Genomic DNA, 19,153 nt, shown 5'->3' with positions numbered 1-19,153 from the left:
CCGAGATCTACACTCTTTCCCTACACGACGCTCTTCCGATCTTTGGTCGGCAGTGATATCCCCCGAGTAGTCAGTTTTACCGGATCGGTAGGGGTCGGGAATATCATAACCCGCAGCGCCGGAATCAAGAAAGTAAGTTTGGAACTCGGCGGAAATGCGGCCACCTTTATCGATGCGAGTGCCGATCTGGAGTATGCCGCATCGCGGTGTGCTGTCGGTGCGTTTGTAAACTCGGGACAGGTATGTATCTCCTTGCAACGTATTTATGTCGATGCTGCGGTATACGATGAATTTGCCCGTAAAATGGGAGAAGCCACCTCCAAACTCGTCGTCGGTTCTCCGTACGAGGAGGCGACTTTCTTGGGACCGCTTATCAATGACGAGGCGGCTGAACGCGCCATGAACTGGGTAGAGAGTGCTATAAACGAAGGGGCAAGAGCTTTGACCCCGCCGCGGCGGGACGGACGCATTTTTTATCCGTGTGTCATGGCCGATGTCACCGAGTCGATGAAAATCGTTTGCGAAGAGGTGTTTGCCCCGATTGTGAGTCTGGTCCGGGTCGATGGAATCGATGATGCAATAGAGCGGATGAATAATTCGCCGTATGGGTTGCAGTTTTCGGTTTTTACCAACAATCTTGCTCATACGACCAAAGCGATCGATGAACTCGACTGCGGCGGAGTCGTAATCAACGATATGCCGACGTTGCGTTTTGACATTCAGCCTTACGGCGGTGTCAAGTTCAGCGGTGTCGGGCGCGAAGGTCCCCGGTTTGCTATCGAAGAGATGACGGAAATCAAGTCCATAGTCATTCTATAAAATGTCCATGACCCAACACAAAGAGCCGTTTCGAAGGCAGTAGTGCCGAGAGGAACGTAGCATTCTTGGATCATGGTATGTTCTTTTGGTACTTTTCTTACTAAAAAGAAAAGTACATAAAATCAAAAAAAGGAATTAATCAATGTTAGAAGTAGGAAGCACAGCCCCAGATTTTTGTTTGAGTAACCAAGACGACGTAGAAATTTGCTCGCGCGATTTACGCGGCAAATGGATCGTCCTTTATTTTTATCCGAAAGACTCGACGCCGGGGTGTACAACCGAAGCGTGCGAATTCAGCGCATCGATGGATGCATATGACGATATGGGGGCGATTATCCTCGGCGTGAGTGCAGACAGTACTAAATCGCACCGCAATTTCATTGCCAAACAAAATCTCGGCATTACGCTGCTAAGCGATCCGACGACGCAAATGATGCAAGATTACGGCGTATGGGCGATGAAGAAAAATTACGGTAAAGAGTATATGGGTATCGTCCGATCAACCTATATCATTGATCCGAAAGGGATTGTACGCGCGGCATGGACAAATGTAAAAGTGAAAGATCATGTCGCAAAAGTAAAAGAAGAACTGGCAAAGCTGGTAGGGTAAATCTCGCGAAAAGCGAGATTTTGTTTAGAATTTATAGCGGATATATGCGCGGATATCTTGGGCTTTGTCTACAATACTGTCTCCATAACCTGCATTAAGCGCTTCTTCCATACTCATTGGAGTACCGGTTGAACTTCCGAAAAAGCCGTTGCTTCCACTGTATTTATAGTCGATATAGGTATAGCGAAGCTGGAAGGTTAAAATATCATCGACCAGCGGCTCGGTAAAATAGATTTCATACGCGTCTCCGCGGGCGGCCAGTTTGGAACCGATCATCGTATCTTCGCCGTAGGTGATCGGACGCCAGTATTTGGTGCCGTGGTTGTATTCGACTCCCCATCGTCCTTCATCGCTGATCAAAGATGGAAACTGCGTCCCGATCCAATAGCTGTAACCTGTTTTGCTGTCAGAAGAGCCAAGCATCGTCTCGCCATTGTAAGGATTGGTTTTAGTCATTGCACCGCTGACAAAGATCATTGAATCGTCCAAAAATTCGCTCCATCCGTCTCCGATGCCGTTAACCATAGCAAAGGCTGTTGCCGTATGAAGCCCGCCGACGGTTTTCATACTGAAGTCTGTCGGCACCATAGGGTTGGCAAGGTCAATCAGATTATTGGCATAGGTGTATTGCATTCCTGCACTGTACTGTTTGTCGTCATACGGAACAAGGATAATTCCATACATATCGACGTTATTGGTTGCCGTGGATTGACTGCTGTAGGGTGCGGAGCTGAATCGCGGTTCGGCATCGCTCATACCGCGTCCGGCACAGAGTTTGAAGTAAGAGCCGTTAAGCCCCGTCAACTCTTCGGTTCCGAATTTCGCACTGGCACCGTCGAATTCGACATTGACCGTGTGCGCCAACGGCGAAGAGGCTTTGACGTCATCGCGAAAATTGATCAGATGTCCTTCGGTCGAAGGACGGCGGCCGATACTGAAAGTCCATGGGATATCAAGACCTGCCAGTTCGTCGTCGGTGTAAAAAAAGTAAGCGGAACGGACACGCAGAGTATCATCGTATGCCGATTCGCCGCTGATCCAGTCAAATCCTTCCATTCCGGCAGTGGCCGGGTCTGTGAGAGAACGTTGTCCGAAGATTTTATTATAGGCGAGCTGTCCGACGAAACTCAAATTTTTCGTTGCGGCGTAACTCATATTGAGCCATAATCGGTTGCTGAAGACCGCATCGTTTTTCTGAGTAGAACCGTCCGCCATTTTGTAGTTGAGATTGTCTACGCTGGTGCGGAAATCGACATCCCATTTCAAAGCGTTGCCGTTGGTTTTTTTGTTGATACTGGAAATTTGATCTTGGAGATCTTCCAACGTTTCGTTGATTTTAGATGCGGAAGCGACCGGTGCGGAAGAATCACTTGATTTCGGAGTGGAAAGCTGTGTGGCAAGTTTGCTGTTTTCCGCTTTGATTGCGTTGAGTTCAGCCTTCAGTGCCGCCATCTCTTTTTCCATTTTTTCGAACCGTTGCATCAACGTATCATCGGCTACGGCGCCGGTGGTGATGATCGATGCAGCGATTACTGAACCTATAATCCGTTTTTTCATCATTTCTCCTTCTGCGGTAAATGCCAGTGCATTGCTGGAACTGATATTAACAAAAATTATATAAAAGTAATTTGAATAGGGGAAAAAGTGTGTGATAAAAACGTGACATGAGTGCCAATATTAAATACAGCTAAATTTAAGAGCTGTTTCAGTATAATCCGCCCGATTTTCTCTATAAATACGGAAAAAAATCGCAAGCGTCTGTGCCGTTCTCGTGCATCCGATGAATCATCGGCTCTGTCTGCACTCGCCCAAGCTAACGAAGAACACAACTATTTCTCTGATACAGGAGTCCCTTATGGTCACAATGAAAGACCTTCTCGAATGCGGTGTGCATTTCGGTCACCAAACACGTCGTTGGAATCCGAAAATGAAAAAATACATTTTCGGTGTTCGTAAAAACATCTATATTATCGACCTTCAAAAAACATTGCGTTATTTCCGCAATGCGTATCAACAAGTCGTTGATGCTGCGGCTGAAGGTAAAACCGTTCTTTTCGTAGGAACGAAAAAACAAGCACGCGTTGCAATCCGCGATGCGGCTGTTGCATGCGGTATGCCATACGTTGACAACCGATGGTTGGGTGGAATGTTGACAAACTTCCCGACAATCCAAAAATCAATCCGTAAACTCGACATCATCGAAGAGATGCAAGCAAACGGACAAATCAACCTTTTGACTAAAAAAGAAGCGTTGATGATGGACCGTCAAAAAGAAAAATTGATTGCATACCTCGGCGGTATCCGTAACATGAAAACTTTGCCGGACATGATGTTCGTTATCGATGCGGTAAAAGAACACATCGCGGTTCAAGAAGCGCGTAACCTTGGAATCCAAGTTGTTGCTCCGCTCGATACTAACTGTGATCCTGACGTTATCGATATTCCGATCCCTGGAAATGACGATGCGATCCGTTCTATCCAACTTTTCTGTAAAGAAATGGCGGAAGCGATCAACGAAGGTAAAGCACTTCGCAACGGCGGAAACGACGAAGCGGTAGCAGAAGAAGAAGTTGCATCTGAAGCGCCGGCGGTTGAAGCGGCTGCTGAAGAAGTTGTAGCAGAGGAAGCGTAATCATGGCAGAAATCACAGCAGCAATGGTAAAAGACCTTCGTACGGCGACAGATGCGCCTATGATGGATTGTAAAAAAGCCCTCACTGAGTGTGATGGTGACATGGAAAAAGCGAAAGATTGGTTACGTGACCGCGGTATGGCGCAAAGCGCTAAAAAAGCGGATCGCGTAGCGGCTGAAGGACTTTTGGGTCTTAAAGTATCCGATACTTTCACTTCTGCATCTTTGGTAGAGATCAATTCAGAAACCGATTTCGTTGCAAAAAACGACGGATTCATCGCTTTGGTCGGAAACACTGCGGCACACGTATTCAGTACGGGTGTAAGCACGGTTGAAGAACTCAATGAAACATCATACGAAACAGGTACGTTCTCTGAGTATTTTACAGCTCAAGTCGCACGTATCGGTGAAAAAATCGTAACTCGCCGTTTTGTAACCCTCAATGCGGGTGAAAACGGATGCGTAAACGGTTACGTTCACTCAAACGGTCGTGTAGGTGTTCTGGTTGCGGCAAAATGTTCGGATGCAAAAGTAGCCGAAGCTATGGCTGGAATGCTTAAAAACGTTGCAATGCACGCTGCGGCAATGAAACGGACAACTCTTACGTCAAAAGATTTCGATCCTGCGTTTGTAGAAGCGGAAACAATCGGTCGTATCGAAGCGATCAAAACCGAGAACGAAGAGTTGGCGCGTTTGAAAAAACCGTTGAAAAACGTTCCACAATACATCTCTGCGTCACAATTGACTCCGGCTGTTATGGCTGCGGCTGAAGAAGCGATCAAAGCGGAATTGGCTGCAGAAGGCAAACCGGAAAAAATCTGGGCAAACATCATCCCTGGTAAATTGGCTCGTTTCGTAGCGGACAATACAACTTTGGATAAAGAGCTTGCACTTTTGGATCAAAACTACGTTATGGATGACTCTATGACGGTTGCGGAAGCGATCACAAAAGAGGCGGCAAAACACGGCGGAACGGCTGAACTCGTAGAGTTCGTCAAGTACGAAGTGGGTGAAGGTATCGAAAAACAAGTCAACGATTTCGCTGCCGAAGTCGCTGCACAAATGGCGTAAGCCCCAGAATTTCACGATTCCCTCCCGCTTTGGCGGGAAACCTCTTTTTTTCCTCTTTATTAATCTAATTTCCTTTATAATTTCCCTATGACACTTTTAAAAGCTACCTCATTATCGCATGCCTTTGATTATCCCTTATTTGAAGATATTTCGCTGGATCTTAATGCGGGAGAATCGATTGCCATCGTCGGCGTCAGCGGAAGCGGAAAATCAACATTGATGCACATTCTCTCGTCATTGTTATACCCTCTGAAAGGGAACGTAGAACTGTTTGGCGAAGATATCTATCAACTTGATGATAAATCGTTGGTAAAGCTTCGCCGTAATGATTTGGGGATGATTTATCAAAGCCATTATCTTTTTAAAGGGTTCAGCGCCTATGAAAATCTTGAAGTGGCCGCGCTTCTTTCCGGTGAAGTGATTGATCCGTTTTTATTGAAACGATTGGGGATCGACCATGTGATCAACCAAAAAGTAACCGAGCTCTCCGGCGGTCAACAGCAACGTGTGTCGATAGCACGGGTAATGTCGAAAAAACCGCGTCTGATTTTTGCGGATGAGCCGACCGGAAATCTCGATCACGCAACCGCGCTGGAAGTCATGGAGATATTTGAAGATTATATAAAAGAGCATAATGCCGGCATGGTTTTGGTAACGCACGACGAAGCATTAGCTTCACGTTGCACTCATGTGTATCGTATGCAAAACGGTCGCTTAGAATTGATGTAATGATGGAATGGGCCGAAATTTTCAGCGAGGGACGAACGATAGCGTTTATCTTGCTGTTTACGCGCTTTACGGCCTTGTTCATGGCCGTTCCGATCTTTTCGCATGCGAATATACCTATATCGGTAAAAGCGGCGATGTCTTTTTTCTTTACCGTCTTTTTCTTCGGGGCACTTCCTCCTTTAAATATTCCTACGGATGCATTGAGTTTAACGGTAGCCATATTAGGTGAAATGCTTTTTGGCCTTGCGGTAGGAATTGTCTTGCAACTGGCGTATCATGTGATTACGTTTGCGGGTGGACAGATATCGTTTATGATGGGTTTTTCGCTCGCTTCGGCGATCGATCCGCAATCGGGGGTCTCGATGCCGATTGTCAGCCAGTTTTTATCTTTATTGGCGTTGATGATCTTGTTGGTCTTTGACCTTCACCATTGGATATTGCTGTATGCATCCGCATCGATCAGTTCCGTCCCTTTGGGCGGATTTATGATGACTGCGTCATTATTTAAATATATTATGCATGCCATGACCAATATGTTCGTCGTCGGATTTATGATTGCTTTTCCGATTACGGCATTATCGATGCTAGCGGATGTCATTTTCGGGATGTTGATGAAGACGATGCCGCAATTTAACTTGCTTGTTATCGGTATGCCGATCAAAATAGCTATTGCATTTGTTGTGTTAATGGCGACATTAGCCGGAACATTAATGATTGTTACTTCCCAAACTCAAGATGCTTACAATTTTTTAGAGAAATTATTCTAAGTACGAGACCGCATGGGAGAGAGTCGATTGTAAAGTGCGGCGAATCAGATCGATTTCACGGGGATCGTCACTGCACCGTACAAGCGAACGGTGCTCTGAAAAAATCTCTTGATCGATCGCTTCGGGGAATGTGCAAAGAAACGCTTTATCGATGACGAGAGTGCTTCCTTCAAACTTTCGTTCCCGATAATGCATTAGATCGATATTCGCATATTGCACCATATACACAGGATCGTTTTTGGGCTCATTTACGATTAGTTTGACGGTAGTCCCTTTTTTCGCCGCGGCTAAAATGCTTTTTTTGATTGCTGCGTGATGAAAAGCAGGGGTAAGGAGCAAAATATCCGAAGAAGCTGTTTTGACTTTTAGATTGATATCGTGTATCAAACGGCTCTGTTCATCGGGAAGAAGATAAACAACCGATTGAGCATGCAGCAGACTCAACGGTAAAAGTAAGAGAAGAAGTTTTATCATTTAATTTTTTTTTAGTTACAATGATACCATGAAGCTTTTGTCAGAACAAGGGCGGGTTAAAGGGGTCGAACAGATCATGAAAATATTGCTTTTTAACGATAATCCGGTTGTCCGAAAATTGGTGGCTCTCAGTGCGCAAAAAACAAAGGACGACTTGAGCGTTATCTGGTCGGTAGATGAGATTGAAGAGAGCGGATATGATTTGCTGATTGTGGATGATGCTCTATACAGCAACGAGATATTCGAATCCCTGAAAGAGCACATCACCTATAAAAGTACCCTTTTGATGGCAACCCGGGGAAATGCGGTACCGGCAGGCTTTGATAATGTGATTAACAAACCGTTTTTACCGACGGATCTGGTCGATATGTTCATCCAAATCGAGAAAAAAATAGCAGGAGCGGCTTCGCAACCTTCGTTTGAACCGACCGATATCCCCTCTGTCGAACCGATGGAGGAAGAGGAGCCTTTGTATGCAATCAATCTGGAGGAGTCGCTGCCGGATTTAAACACTGAAATAACCGATACGTTTGATGCAATCGATTTAGACGGCTTGGATGAAAACGACTCTTTAGTCGTCGGTGATCTGGATGATGAGATCGATTTAACAGGCGAGTTGAATATGGATGATCTGGACGATTTTGACGATCATCTCCCTGAATCTGCAATTTTAGATAAAGAAGAGTTACAAGAGGTTCAAGGTTTGTTGGAAGAGACGGAAAGTGACGAATGGAGTCCCGAAGAAGAGATATCTATTCCTGAGGTAACTGAAGAAGCCGCACCGGAAAGTTTTGACGAAGAAATCGCTATTCCGGATGATTTTTCCGATCTTCTTGACGTGGAAGAAGAAACGCCGAGGGTTGAAGCAAGCTCTCCGGTAGAAGAGGAAGATGAATTCGGTGATTTGGAATTGCCGGAGATGATCGAGGAAACGGAAAATACGGATGATTCGGAAGAGATGGAGCTGAATGATGCTGATCTGGACGAAGCACTGGCATTAATGGATGAAGACGCACCTCTTGCCGAAGAGGAAGAGAGTTTACCGTCAGTCGAAGAAGAGGAAGAAGAATTACGTATGGATGACGATGCACTCGACAATCTGGAACTTCAAATTCAAGATGCGGTAAACGGGTTGGAACCGGATGTTTTGGAGAGCGAGTTAGACCTTGATGCGGGGATGGAACTCGATGAAGCTATTTTGGATGATATCGCTCTCCCCGATATGTCGACAGACGACGAAACATTGGCAGGGTTTGATGAGTTGGATATGTTAGATGAGCGTGAGTTAAAACTTGCCGTCGGCGAAGAGGTGGAAGAAGAGGAGGAGATTGATATACATGCCGGAATAAGTGATCATACCTCTCTCAGTGTAGAAGCATTAGACGAAGCTATGGACGAGTCGAGCGGAATTGATGATTTTATCGACGAGTTTGGTTCAGATACAGAGGTTAAAACCGGAAATTCGGCGGAAGGAGTAGAGGCGATTCAGGCTTTGTTGAAAGCTTTATCGAACGAAGAAGTTGCCAAATCTCTTAAAGGGCTCAATATCAGTATCAATATCAATTTTGGAAACGGCGCATGAATCACACGAGTGGAGCGATTTTAGTCCTCTCAGGGCCAAGCGGAGCGGGTAAAAGTTCCCTAATCTCTAAAATAGTCGATCATATCGGACCGACCTATTTTTCAATCTCTACGACGACTCGAGCGATGCGTGAAGGGGAAGTCAACGGCATTCATTATCACTTCGTGACTCATGAAGAGTTCAAACGCGAAATCGAAGAAGAGATGTTTTTGGAATACGCTGTAGTGCATGGGAATTATTACGGAACCTCGTTGTACCCTGTGAAAAAGGCATTAAAAGAGGGAAAACTGGTAATTTTCGATATCGATGTACAGGGACATGATGCCGTACAGAATCGTTTGGGAGATATTACTACTTCGGTTTTTATCACGACGCCGACCTTGGAAGAGTTGAAACGGCGTTTGCACAAACGCTCCACCGACAGTGAAGAGGTGATTAGTAAACGTGTCGAGATGGCAAAAAGGGAAGTTCAACGGATCAGCGAATATGATTTTTTAGTGATCAATGACGATTTGAACAGTGCTTCGGAAACCCTTATCTCGATTGCCAAAGCGGCACGGATGAAAATACCGACATTGCAAATCAACGAATTCGTCCAGCAGTGGGAAGCAAACAGCTAAACGCTCTATAAGCCTTCTTAATTTCATAAGGACGATTACAGCAATGAGCAGTTATACTGCCTTACCTAATTTTAACATAAGGAACTCGACCTATGAGTATGCCAAGCGGAACCGAATTATTATTGATTTTCGGGATTGTTATTTTGTTGTTCGGTGCGAAAAAAATTCCTGACCTTGCAAAAGGGATCGGACAGGGGATTCGTAATTTCAAAAAAGAGATGAAAGAAGAAGAACCTACACCGACGACATCTGCAACGCCAGAAGCACCGAAACAAATGGAAACGACAACCACTGCAAACGTCGAAGCTCCAAAAACTACGACACAAGCGTAACCGTTGAAACAGCGAGTCAATGCGCTGTTGCGCGATAAGTTTAATTGTGACGTTATCCTCGAAAAACCGAAAGACCGTTCTTTCGGCCACTTCGCTACCCCTATAGCTTTTTCCCTAGCCAAAGAACTTCGTAAATCACCGATGGCAATCGCCGAAGAGATTGCCGGTTCGTTTGAAAACGAGTCAATGTTCAGTGCGGTAGAATCGGTAAAAGGGTATATCAATTTTCGCCTTTCCGAGTCTTTTTTGGATGAGTATGCTTCATGGGCGTTGAGCCACGGCGATGAATTCGGGTGCAGCGATAAAAAAGGGACGATCCTTTTGGAATTCGTCAGTGCCAATCCTACGGGACCGCTCCATATCGGACATGCGCGCGGTGCGGTTTACGGTGACACGATGCTCCGTCTCGGACGCCATTTGGGCTATGACATTACGGCAGAATATTACGTCAATGATGCAGGGAATCAGATCGATTTACTGGGTGTCTCTTTGCAACTCGAAGGGCGTAGCTCTTTATTGGGCGAGAATGTTGAATGGCCTGAAAAATATTATCGCGGGGAGTATCTCAGCGATCTTGCCAAAGAAGTGGCAGCGCTTTTCGGAGAAGATGCGCTTCGGGATGAAAGCCGTCAAAAAGAGCTTGCCCTGTGGGCAAAAGATAAGATTTTAGCTCTTATTGTTGAGGACTTAAAAGCGATTAACGTTCATTTTGATACCTTCGTCAGCGAAGCATCGCTTTATGATGAATGGGATCGTGTCATGGCTAAGATGAATGGCGGTGTTTATGTGAACGAAGGTAAAACCTTCATCCGTTCTTCCGATCTCGGCGATGACCATGACCGGGTCGTCGTCCGTGAAGATGGCCGCCCGACCTATCTTGCGGGAGATATCATCTATCATAACCAGAAGTTCGAGCGTGGATATGACGATTATATCAATATCTGGGGAGCGGACCATCACGGTTACATTGCCCGTGTCAAAGCGGCTATTACTTTTTTAGGCTACGACTCGTCAAAGCTCGAAGTGCTTCTTTCGCAAATGGTAAGTCTTCTCAAAGACGGTGAACCGTTTAAGATGTCCAAACGTGCCGGTACGGTTATCTTGATGAGCGATGTCGTCGAAGAGATCGGTGCGGAAGCGTTGCGCTTTATGTTCGCATCTAAAAAGTGCGATACGGCACTTGAGTTCGATATCGAAGAGCTAAAAAGACAAGACAGCTCCAACCCGATCTACTATATCCAGTATGCGCATGCCCGTATTCAGACATTGATCTCTAAAAGCGATAAGAGCATGGAAGAGATCATGTCGGCTCATTTGCACGATTTGAGCGCGGATGCCGACGGATTGTTGTTTGAAGCGTTGTTATTGCCGGAGATTATCGAAGATGCGTTTGAATCGCGTCAAGCACAAAAACTGCCGGACTATCTAAAAGTATTGGCGGGGCGATTGCATAAATTTTATTATGATACCCGAATTATCGGGACAGCAGATGAAGCTAAACTGCTTAAATTGCTTCTGGTCGTTGCCCTCTCTATTAAAACGGGGCTTTCTCTTTTGGGAATCGAAGCCAAAGACCGGATGTAAACCCTACTCTTTTAAAAACCAAAAAACTTCTTCCTACGCTATGCCGCCGGGCATAGCATCTTTTCTCTAATCGTTTATTTTATCCCAATAATCGCCCGATAGTTTGCCGTAATGCGTCTTGTTGATGAACCATTGCAATTTGCGCAGTATTCAGCTTCGAATTGCTTTGTTGGAAATCGGTGATCGCTTTGGCCAAATCGGTATCTGCAATCTGACTTTTTGCGGCAGAAGCGGCACTGATCTGGTCAAGCAGTGCGTTTGATGAGCTGACGAGAGCATTGGTTGTCGAGCCGACATCCGAACGGGCTTGAGTCAAAGTATCACTGAAAGACTGAATACTCTCTTGAGAATCGATAGAGAGCGATCCTGTCGAAATTCCGCTTAATGATGTCGATACGGTTGAATTGCCTAGGGAAAATGAGAGATTGCTTCCGAATAGTGCCTGACCGTTAAAAGTTGTACTGTCGATGCTTTGCTGCATTGATTCTGTTGTTCGATTAAATTCGCTTTGCAATGCCTGTTTTTGAGTGTCATTTAACGATGCGCTGTTATAACGGACGCTTAAATCGTTAAGTGTCTGCGTTTGATCGCTGAGACTGTTGAGCGTCCCGCTGCTGATTTGCATCATCGAGATACCGTCATTCGCATTCATAACCCCTTGAGAAATAGTCGAAATCTCATTTTGGAGCATATCTGCAATCGTTCTCGACGCGCTGTCTTGCATGCTAAGTTCGGTAGCGGCAGCAATTTTTTCGAGCGTTTTATCCCGTTTTGAGGATTCGGCGTTCATCTGAGGGAGCGTGTTGTACTGGGTATCAATTTTCATAGTAGACTCCTTACTAGAGACGTTTATTACAATAGGATAACACTGTAATGTTTAAGATTTAATAAGCACTCCGTTATAATTTAGAAAAGTATTTTATGAGGTTGGAATCATGGTAAAAGTCGCGGCGATACAGATGCAGATGAGTGAAGATAAAGCTTCCAATGTTGCAAAAGCGGAATCGATGGTACGTGACGCGGCAGAGTTCGGTGCCAATATTATTTTGATCCCTGAACTGTTTGAGGGGTATTATTTTTGCAAAGATATGGACGAGAAATATTTTGCTTGGGCACAGCCACTTCAAAACAATCCGTTGATTGCTCACTTCAGTGCTTTGGCCAAAGAACTCGGTGTCGTGTTGCCGATCAGCTATTTCGAGCGGGACGGGGAGCGTTATTTCAACTCACTCGTGATGATCGATGCGGACGGCACCGTAATGGAAAATTACCGTAAAACCCATATTCCCGATGGTCCCGGATACGAAGAGAAATTTTATTTTGAGCCGGGTGATACCGGATTCAAAGTATGGGAAACCAAATTCGGGAATGTCGGTGTCGGTATCTGTTGGGATCAGTGGTTCCCGGAGACGGCACGATCTCTTACCCTTTTGGGCGCCGATATGATTTTCTATCCGACGGCTATCGGAAGCGAACCGGAGATCGGTGTCGATTCTGCGTCGCACTGGCAACGGGTACAAATGGGGCACTCTGCAGCGAACATCATCCCTGTTATCGCCGCTAATCGCATCGGCGAAGAGGTGGGAGAGAGTTGTACTCTCACGTTTTACGGCTCATCCTTTATCACCGATCATACGGGTGCGAAAGTCGCCGAAGCTTCTCGGGATAAAGAGGAGATTCTCTACAGCGAATTTGATCCCGCGTTGATTCGTGAACACCGCCATTATTGGGGATTAATACGCGATCGCCGTCCAGAGTGTTACGGAGAGATTGTAAAAAAATAACTTTTGGAACTTCTTTTGCTTTAGTGAAGGTAAGAATCACTAACGGGGGTTGCCGTGAAAGTTGTTTTACGTAATAACGCTATCTTTGTGCAAGGGAGCTCCAATACGCTCGAAGAGGAGTGGATGGAGGAGTTTTTCGATCACCATATCCAAAATACCCTTTTTCTCGATAACGGTGTTTTGGTCTTGAACAACGAAAACTCGCTTGATAAAAAAGAGGAGTTTTTGGAAGAGTTAAGTGGCCGTTTCACTAAAATGCATGAGCTTTCCGACTCGTTTTATCGCCGATCTCTCAAACGATGTAAAACGGCTGCCGTACGGATCGAAGTACCTTATCGTCAAAGTGAAAAAGTGGATGTCGAGCTGTACGCGTACGGTCCTGATCGTGTCGAGTTTACCTTTAGTGCTCAAAATCGATGGGTTATGCGCTACCTTCGTCAGCAGCTTTCCAACCTTGTTTTAAGTTCCACACCGAAGACGCTTTTGATTAATGTCGGTACCCCCTCGGCAAAAATGCGTTTAGAAAAGACGCTGAACCGACGTGAAGTTCTCCATTTTACAATCAACTACCGATATGACGATGAGTTTATGAGCCGATTGTACGGCAATTTCCGCGGGTGGGGATTCGGCAGCGATGCAATCGATAAAATGATCCGCTATCATGCGATTTTTGAGATTCCGGTCGGTACGAAATCCGAAGATTTGAAAAAACGGTATCGTCAGCTGGCTAAACGCTATCATCCCGACCGTGTCCAAAAACAAAGTCCTGAGATTATCAACAAGTACACCGAAAAATTTCAATTAATCCAAGAAGCTTACGGCGCATTACGGGCGGTCAGTTAAGAGAGTGAGCTCTTCTGCTGTAAAACAAAATATCCGTTTATCCCGCAAATCGAGCAGTTCGTTCGAAAATCCCCGCTTGGTAAAGAGAAATATTTTATCGGGGACGATATCGGTTTTCACACATTTGTCTTCAAGCTTACGGAGCTCTTTTTTATTCACTTTGTGATTGGTCCACTTGCATTCTCCGACCCATATTTCCCCTTCCATCGTTTCACTTAGCAAGTCGATCTCAACTTCCCTGTCCCAGTAACTTCCCGAATCGAGGATGTCGGCATGAAATTTTGGGGCTAAAATATCGCGTATATAAAGATCGCAGAGCTCTTCGAATACAAATCCGACAAAAGCGTTGCCGTGAATATGAAAATTATCCATGAACGGGATGAAGTTTCCTTCGCGTATAGAGGAGGTGAAAGGTTCTACGAAGGCAAACCAAAACCGTAAAAACGGGGTTGTAAAACGGAGCTTATGCGAAATCCGGTGATGTTCGATCTCTTTTTTAAACCGTTGTTTCGGATGTGCCCGTACCAGAGGAGTTTCTCGGGAACGTTCTAGAGAAAGAAAACCGTTGTAACGGAGGAAATCGAAAGCTTCTCCCCCTTTTTCTTTGCCGATTCGGGCACGACGATAAGCTGATTGTTGCCGCCGGTCGCCGACTGCTATCGCATGCAGCAGTTTGAGATAGAGAGGGTCGTCATGAAGCGGGGCGAGAAGCTGTTCGCGATGGGACTCGAAAGGGATAAGAATATGGCGGATAATGAGTGCCTCGATCGGCTCGTCGCAGTCGATCGGTTCGGTATATCCTCCGAAGATTGAGAACAGTTCGATACACTGTTCCATGTCTCGCGGCAGGTTGAGGTGAAAAAAATCGCTTAGTAACACTCTATCCATTGAGAGATATTATAGCTCATTTCCCCATCGCAGACTATCCAGACCGTATTTATCCCTGATTTTGCGTGTTGCATCGTCGAATGCATGTGCTTCCGCATCCGTTTCATAATCGAGCAGCGAAAAAGCACGGCGCGTGTGGGCACTAAACGCCGAAGCACTCAGCCCTAAATGGTTAATCGGACTATGGGGATGAAGATCCGCAGAGGCAAACGATTCCAACGACAAAGCTCGGAAGCGCCGTTCGTTAAACAGACGCGTTTCGGTTATAGAGTGGTGCGCACGGGGGTGGTGGAGATAGTGGATACTCAGAGTAAACGTCGTCGGGTAGACTTCGAGACGTTTGATTGCATAGGCCAGATGACGGGCGAGGATAGCAATGCGGCGTCGGGCTTCGTCACGGTTGTCGATAGGATCAAAGGTTCTCGATATGCCGATCGATTTACGCGGCGGATGAAGAATAAGCTCCCCTAAATCATTTCCTCTAACGCGTTCGTAGATCGCCTGTGCATACGGCCCCCATGAATATACCAGCGGTTTTGCACGGAGTAGATCGCCCAGGGTTTTGATGCGATAGGTATTGCACAATCGGGTCATCGTTTTACCGAGTCCCGGGAATTTGGAGACGGAGAGTGTTTGGATAAAGGGGTAGACATCGCTTGGATAGAGGGTGCGGCATCCGAACGGTTTGGCCGTATCGGTAGCGAGTTTAGCGATGTATTTGGAGTGGGCGGCACCGATAGAGACGGGGAGATTGAGATGGCGCTTGATCGCATGGCGGAGAGAATCGATGTATTCGGGGATCTCCTCATCCTCGATCCATCCGTCCAAATCTCCGTAAAACTCATCGATACTGGCTTGTTCGATAAACGGAATTCTCTCCTGTAAAAAAAGGTAAAGCTGATGGGATAATCGGTGGTATAAACCCATGTTCGGCCCTTTGATGATGAGATGCGGGCACCGTATCAGTGCTTCGCGGATACTCATACCGGTATGGATACCGTAGGCACGCCCTTCATAACTGGCGGTTGTCAAAATCCCGCGCACCCGTCCGTCGGGATCGACGAATTGAGCAAGATCATCTCCCTGATAACGGTGAAAAAAACTGCCGACAAAAGCACCGCCGTTATCCAATAAAAGCTCCTGATTGGAACGGTTTCGTGAAAAAATATAAGGATCGCCTCTCCCTCCGATCGCTACGGGTTTGCCGAGTAGGGAAGGGTCGAGAGTACGTTCCGCCGAAACAAAAAAACAATCGAGGTCAATATGTATTTTCATAACGGCAGTATAGAGAAGGTAACGTATAGGAGGCTAAAATATGGCAATACGCTACACTGAGATGGAAAATGGGGATATTTAGGAAGCGAGAACGGCTCCTATATTTTTCAGGATTTTAGCAACCCGTTCGGAATAGTGTGCCAATGTCTTTGCGTGGGCATCGGCAGAAGTGCTATCGGTTTCGAGAATACTTAACACGTCCAATAATGAACGGATGAAATCACGGTGTTCGGCACATTCGCTGCACACGGAAGTATTTGCGCACATCCCTTCGTTCATAAGTACATAAGCCTCTTCGGTAGCAATGCTGAGTTGTGTAAAATAGGCGGCATCCCGGAGCCCGTTTATATTAAGGAGGTTATGAATCTCTTGAAAACGGCTTTGTGCGTCACGAAGAACATTTTCCATAGTTTTATCCTGTGTTAATTTTGTGAAATTAATTGTAGCTCAAATAACGGTAGAATACAATTACAAAATTATTACCTTATAAAAAGAGCATATTATGGAATACCGTTATATCGGGCGCAGCGGTCTGCGCGTATCGCCGATTTGTCTGGGGACAATGACGTTCGGGAGTCAATGTGATGAAAAAAACGCGTTTGCAATTATGGACAAAGCCTACGAAGCGGGAATCAATTTTTTCGACACGGCAGAACTCTATCCCGTCCCGCCCGAAGAAAAGCTGGCAGGTTTGACTGAGGAGATGGTGGGACGATGGCTCAAAACCAAGCCGCGCGAAAGTCTTATCTTGGCGACCAAAGTGGCCGGTGCGGCATCGGGTTGGTTCGTTCCACCGATTCGTCACGGTTATACGGCAATTGACCGGTTTCATATCGAACGGGCGGTAGAAGGATCGCTCAAACGGCTCGGTACCGATTATATCGACCTGTATCAGATGCACTGGCCCGATACGGTCGTCCCGATCGAAGAGTCGATGCGGGCATTTGACGCACTGGTACAAAGCGGAAAAGTACGTTATATCGGAACTTCCAATGATAGCGCTCGGGGAACAATGAAATCACTGATGGTCTCCAAATATGAAAAATTGGCCCGCTTCGAGTCGATCCAAAACAATTTTTCACTGCTCAACCGCCGCGATTTAACCGAGATCGGAGCATTATGCCGTGAAGAGAAGATTTCGCTTCTTCCGTATTCGCCTTTGGCGGGGGGGGTGCTGAGCGGTAAATACAATCAGGACGCGGAGACCTACGGCCGTTTCAGCGATTATGTCAAATCACCGAACAAACGGCAGCGTTTGATGGCGGCACGGTTTCTAAACGATAAAACGCTTGCGTCTACTCAGGAATATCTCCGTATCGCTCATGAAGCCGGATTGCATCCGGTAACGATGGCAATCGCGTGGAGTAAGCAGTTTGATTTTGTCGCTTCGACGATTATCGGTGCGACGACACCCGAACAATTAGATGCGTCGCTATCGGCGATGAATGTGATATTGAGCAATGAAATTTTACAAAAGCTGGACGAAGTACATGCCAAAATTCTTTATCCTATGGGTTAGTGCAGTTGCGGCTTTGTTGCTGGGAGGATGTGCAGCTAAGCATTACAGCGTCAGCGAGCCCAAAATGATTGTAATCAAAAGCCCGAAACTAAAATTTGCGGATACGGGATATATCCGGCATGAAGGGGATGCAGTCGAAGTGGAACTTTTCACGGCAGGGGTAGCAGTCGAGAAAATTACCATCGATAAAGAGGTATGCGTCAGTGCCGGATGCATGAGCGAAGCAAAATTTGTTAAAGAGTACCTCTACCCCGATTATCCGGCGGATACGATGCGCCGTATTCTTCAGGGATCGGATATTTTCGGAGGCGACCACAAAGAAGAACTCTGCAAAGGAGCTGTGTATCAGACGATCCGTAACGACGATATGGATATCATTTATCGCCGCAAAGGGGGTGAAATTTATTTCAAAGACCGGCTCAACGCTTTGATGATAAAAATTACCGATCTAAAGGAGAATAATGCGACTGAGTGAACGTTCCGGTTCGATTGCCCAATCGGAGATCCGATCGATGACCCGTGCTTGCAATGCGGTAGGCGGAATCAATATGGCACAGGGTGTCTGCGATCTGGAGATTCCGAAAGAGGTGATAGACGGTGCCAAACGGGCGATGGATGAGGGGATTAATACTTATACCCCGACGGAAGGGCTGCCCCGTCTGCGCCAGGCGATCACCGATAAGATGAAACGATTTTATGACGTTGCTATCGAGTCGAATCAGGTTTTGGTGAGTGACGGAGCGACGGGGGCATTTTACACGGCGTGCATGGCGCTGCTTAACCCGCTCGATGAGGTGATTTTGTTCGAACCTTATTACGGCTATCACCGTTCGACTCTCCTTTCGATCGGAGCGGTACCGACGTATGTCCGTCTCGAAGCGCCGCAATGGAATCTCGATATCACGGCGCTTGAAGCTGCGGTTACCTCCAAAACCCGCGCGATAGTGATCTGTAACCCTGCCAACCCCAGCGGAAAAGTTTTTACACGAGAAGAATTGGAGCGGATAGGAACTTTTGCCGAGTCACATGATCTGATCGTGTTTGCCAATGAGATGTATGAACATTTTCTCTATGACGGTGCGGTGCATGTAACGGCGCTTAGTGTTCCGAGTCTGAAAAACCGATGTGTGGTACTCTCCGGCTTTTCCAAGGTCTTCAGCATCACGGGCTGGCGGTTGGGATACGCGATAGCTCCCGCGAATGTCATCGAGGCGATGGCACAGCTCAACGATCTGATCTACGTCTGTGCTCCCGCACCGTTGCAGATTGGCGCGGCGGAAGGGCTGGAAAAACTGGGAGACGGCTATTATGCCGAACTCTCCCGCATTCATCAGCATAAACGGGACATTTTTTGTGATGCGCTGCGCGATGCGAGATTGAACCCGAGCGTTCCGAACGGTGCGTATTATGTTATGACTGATGTTAGTAACGTTAGCGGTAATGATGATTTTGAAAAAGCGATGGAAATTTTAGAGAGAACAGGGATTGCATCGGTTCCGGGACGGGCGTTTTACCACGACGATTCGGGGAAAAATATGGTCCGCTTTTGCTACTCTAAACCGCTCGATGTACTCGAAGAGGCGGCGGAGAAGATTCGGAAACTTCGGTAGAATGCCGAGATAAAA

20 protein-coding genes are annotated in these 19,153 nt (G+C 46.4%); 14 read left to right on the top strand and 6 right to left on the bottom strand.

Annotated elements, in window-relative coordinates; genetic code table 11:
- The first annotated feature begins 961 nt into the window (after nt 1-961).
- The gene (locus Q0389_RS04300; RefSeq protein WP_298691972.1) at nt 962-1,429 is read left to right on the top strand and encodes a peroxiredoxin; all 468 of its coding nucleotides are present in this window, start codon (nt 962-964) and stop codon (nt 1,427-1,429) included.
- 24 nt (nt 1,430-1,453) lie between these two features.
- Here Q0389_RS04300 and Q0389_RS04295 read toward each other — a convergent pair whose 3' ends face one another.
- Complete coding sequence (locus tag Q0389_RS04295) at nt 1,454-2,986, bottom strand: DUF3373 family protein (RefSeq protein ID WP_298691970.1); 1,533 nt, start codon at nt 2,984-2,986, stop codon at nt 1,454-1,456.
- Nucleotides 2,987-3,284: 298 nt separating this feature from the next.
- Between Q0389_RS04295 and rpsB the strand changes: the two genes are divergently transcribed.
- From rpsB to fliR, 4 genes are all read left to right on the top strand, one after another.
- Nucleotides 3,285-4,061 (top strand): 30S ribosomal protein S2, encoded by a 777-nt coding sequence (gene rpsB, locus Q0389_RS04290; RefSeq protein ID WP_298691968.1) that lies wholly within the window; start codon nt 3,285-3,287, stop codon nt 4,059-4,061.
- Between the two features lie 2 nt (nt 4,062-4,063).
- Nucleotides 4,064-5,131: a translation elongation factor Ts gene (tsf, locus tag Q0389_RS04285; protein ID WP_298691965.1), complete on the top strand. Its 1,068-nt coding sequence runs from the start codon at nt 4,064-4,066 to the stop codon at nt 5,129-5,131.
- A gap of 87 nt (nt 5,132-5,218) precedes the next feature.
- Complete coding sequence (locus Q0389_RS04280) at nt 5,219-5,860, top strand: ABC transporter ATP-binding protein (protein ID WP_298691963.1); 642 nt, start codon at nt 5,219-5,221, stop codon at nt 5,858-5,860.
- Complete coding sequence (fliR, locus tag Q0389_RS04275) at nt 5,860-6,627, top strand: flagellar biosynthetic protein FliR (RefSeq protein ID WP_298691961.1); 768 nt, start codon at nt 5,860-5,862, stop codon at nt 6,625-6,627. Before Q0389_RS04280 ends, fliR begins: the two co-directional genes overlap by 1 nt.
- On the opposite strand, the gene Q0389_RS04270 is transcribed toward fliR, so the two are convergent.
- Nucleotides 6,619-7,101, bottom strand: coding sequence for a hypothetical protein (locus Q0389_RS04270; RefSeq protein ID WP_298691959.1), 483 nt, complete (start codon nt 7,099-7,101; stop codon nt 6,619-6,621). The two genes, fliR and Q0389_RS04270, sit on opposite strands and share 9 nt — an antisense overlap.
- 28 nt (nt 7,102-7,129) lie before the next feature.
- On the opposite strand from Q0389_RS04270, the gene Q0389_RS04265 reads away from it, so the two are divergent.
- The 4 genes from Q0389_RS04265 (at nt 7,130) to argS (ending at nt 11,219) form a co-directional block, all read left to right on the top strand.
- On the top strand, nt 7,130-8,683 hold the full coding sequence (locus tag Q0389_RS04265) for a hypothetical protein (protein ID WP_298691957.1): 1,554 nt from the start codon (nt 7,130-7,132) through the stop codon (nt 8,681-8,683).
- Nucleotides 8,680-9,303: a guanylate kinase gene (gene gmk, locus Q0389_RS04260; RefSeq protein WP_298691955.1), complete on the top strand. Its 624-nt coding sequence runs from the start codon at nt 8,680-8,682 to the stop codon at nt 9,301-9,303. The genes Q0389_RS04265 and gmk overlap by 4 nt, the downstream gene beginning before the upstream one ends.
- A 92-nt stretch (nt 9,304-9,395) precedes the next feature.
- Nucleotides 9,396-9,635, top strand: coding sequence for a twin-arginine translocase TatA/TatE family subunit (locus tag Q0389_RS04255; RefSeq protein WP_298691954.1), 240 nt, complete (start codon nt 9,396-9,398; stop codon nt 9,633-9,635).
- Nucleotides 9,636-9,638: 3 nt separating this feature from the next.
- Entirely contained in the window at nt 9,639-11,219 is a 1,581-nt protein-coding gene (gene argS / locus Q0389_RS04250) for an arginine--tRNA ligase (protein ID WP_298691952.1), read from the top strand.
- Between the two features lie 79 nt (nt 11,220-11,298).
- On the opposite strand, the gene Q0389_RS04245 is transcribed toward argS, so the two are convergent.
- Complete coding sequence (locus tag Q0389_RS04245; RefSeq protein ID WP_298691950.1) at nt 11,299-12,045, bottom strand: flagellin; 747 nt, start codon at nt 12,043-12,045, stop codon at nt 11,299-11,301.
- Between the two features lie 109 nt (nt 12,046-12,154).
- Here Q0389_RS04245 and aguB point away from each other — a divergent pair, with 109 nt between their 5' ends.
- Nucleotides 12,155-13,003 carry an N-carbamoylputrescine amidase gene (gene aguB / locus Q0389_RS04240; protein ID WP_298691949.1) on the top strand — a complete coding sequence of 283 codons (849 nt, stop codon included), beginning with the start codon at nt 12,155-12,157 and terminating at the stop codon, nt 13,001-13,003.
- A gap of 54 nt (nt 13,004-13,057) precedes the next feature.
- A complete protein-coding gene (locus tag Q0389_RS04235; protein ID WP_298691947.1) occupies nt 13,058-13,846 on the top strand; it encodes a J domain-containing protein in 789 nt (262 codons plus the stop codon).
- On the opposite strand, the gene Q0389_RS04230 is transcribed toward Q0389_RS04235, so the two are convergent.
- From Q0389_RS04230 to Q0389_RS04220, 3 genes are all read right to left on the bottom strand, one after another.
- Complete coding sequence (locus Q0389_RS04230; protein ID WP_298691945.1) at nt 13,829-14,734, bottom strand: DUF234 domain-containing protein; 906 nt, start codon at nt 14,732-14,734, stop codon at nt 13,829-13,831. The genes Q0389_RS04235 and Q0389_RS04230 overlap by 18 nt on opposite strands.
- A 9-nt stretch (nt 14,735-14,743) precedes the next feature.
- On the bottom strand, nt 14,744-16,009 hold the full coding sequence (locus tag Q0389_RS04225) for a DNA polymerase IV (protein WP_298691943.1): 1,266 nt from the start codon (nt 16,007-16,009) through the stop codon (nt 14,744-14,746).
- Nucleotides 16,010-16,087: 78 nt separating this feature from the next.
- On the bottom strand, nt 16,088-16,417 hold the full coding sequence (locus Q0389_RS04220) for a hypothetical protein (protein WP_298691941.1): 330 nt from the start codon (nt 16,415-16,417) through the stop codon (nt 16,088-16,090).
- A gap of 94 nt (nt 16,418-16,511) precedes the next feature.
- On the opposite strand from Q0389_RS04220, the gene Q0389_RS04215 reads away from it, so the two are divergent.
- From Q0389_RS04215 to Q0389_RS04205, 3 genes are read left to right on the top strand one after another with little or no spacing between them, the layout of a single operon-like run.
- Nucleotides 16,512-17,528 carry an aldo/keto reductase gene (locus Q0389_RS04215; protein ID WP_298691939.1) on the top strand — a complete coding sequence of 339 codons (1,017 nt, stop codon included), beginning with the start codon at nt 16,512-16,514 and terminating at the stop codon, nt 17,526-17,528.
- Nucleotides 17,500-18,003 carry a hypothetical protein gene (locus Q0389_RS04210; protein ID WP_298691937.1) on the top strand — a complete coding sequence of 168 codons (504 nt, stop codon included), beginning with the start codon at nt 17,500-17,502 and terminating at the stop codon, nt 18,001-18,003. The genes Q0389_RS04215 and Q0389_RS04210 overlap by 29 nt, the downstream gene beginning before the upstream one ends.
- A complete protein-coding gene (locus Q0389_RS04205) occupies nt 17,990-19,138 on the top strand; it encodes a pyridoxal phosphate-dependent aminotransferase (RefSeq protein WP_298691935.1) in 1,149 nt (382 codons plus the stop codon). The genes Q0389_RS04210 and Q0389_RS04205 overlap by 14 nt, the downstream gene beginning before the upstream one ends.
- Nucleotides 19,139-19,153 lie beyond the last annotated feature (15 nt).

This window comes from uncultured Sulfuricurvum sp. (genome assembly GCF_937936435.1).
GTDB lineage: Bacteria > Campylobacterota > Campylobacteria > Campylobacterales > Sulfurimonadaceae > Sulfuricurvum.
This window is presented reverse-complemented; position numbering and strand designations above follow the sequence as displayed.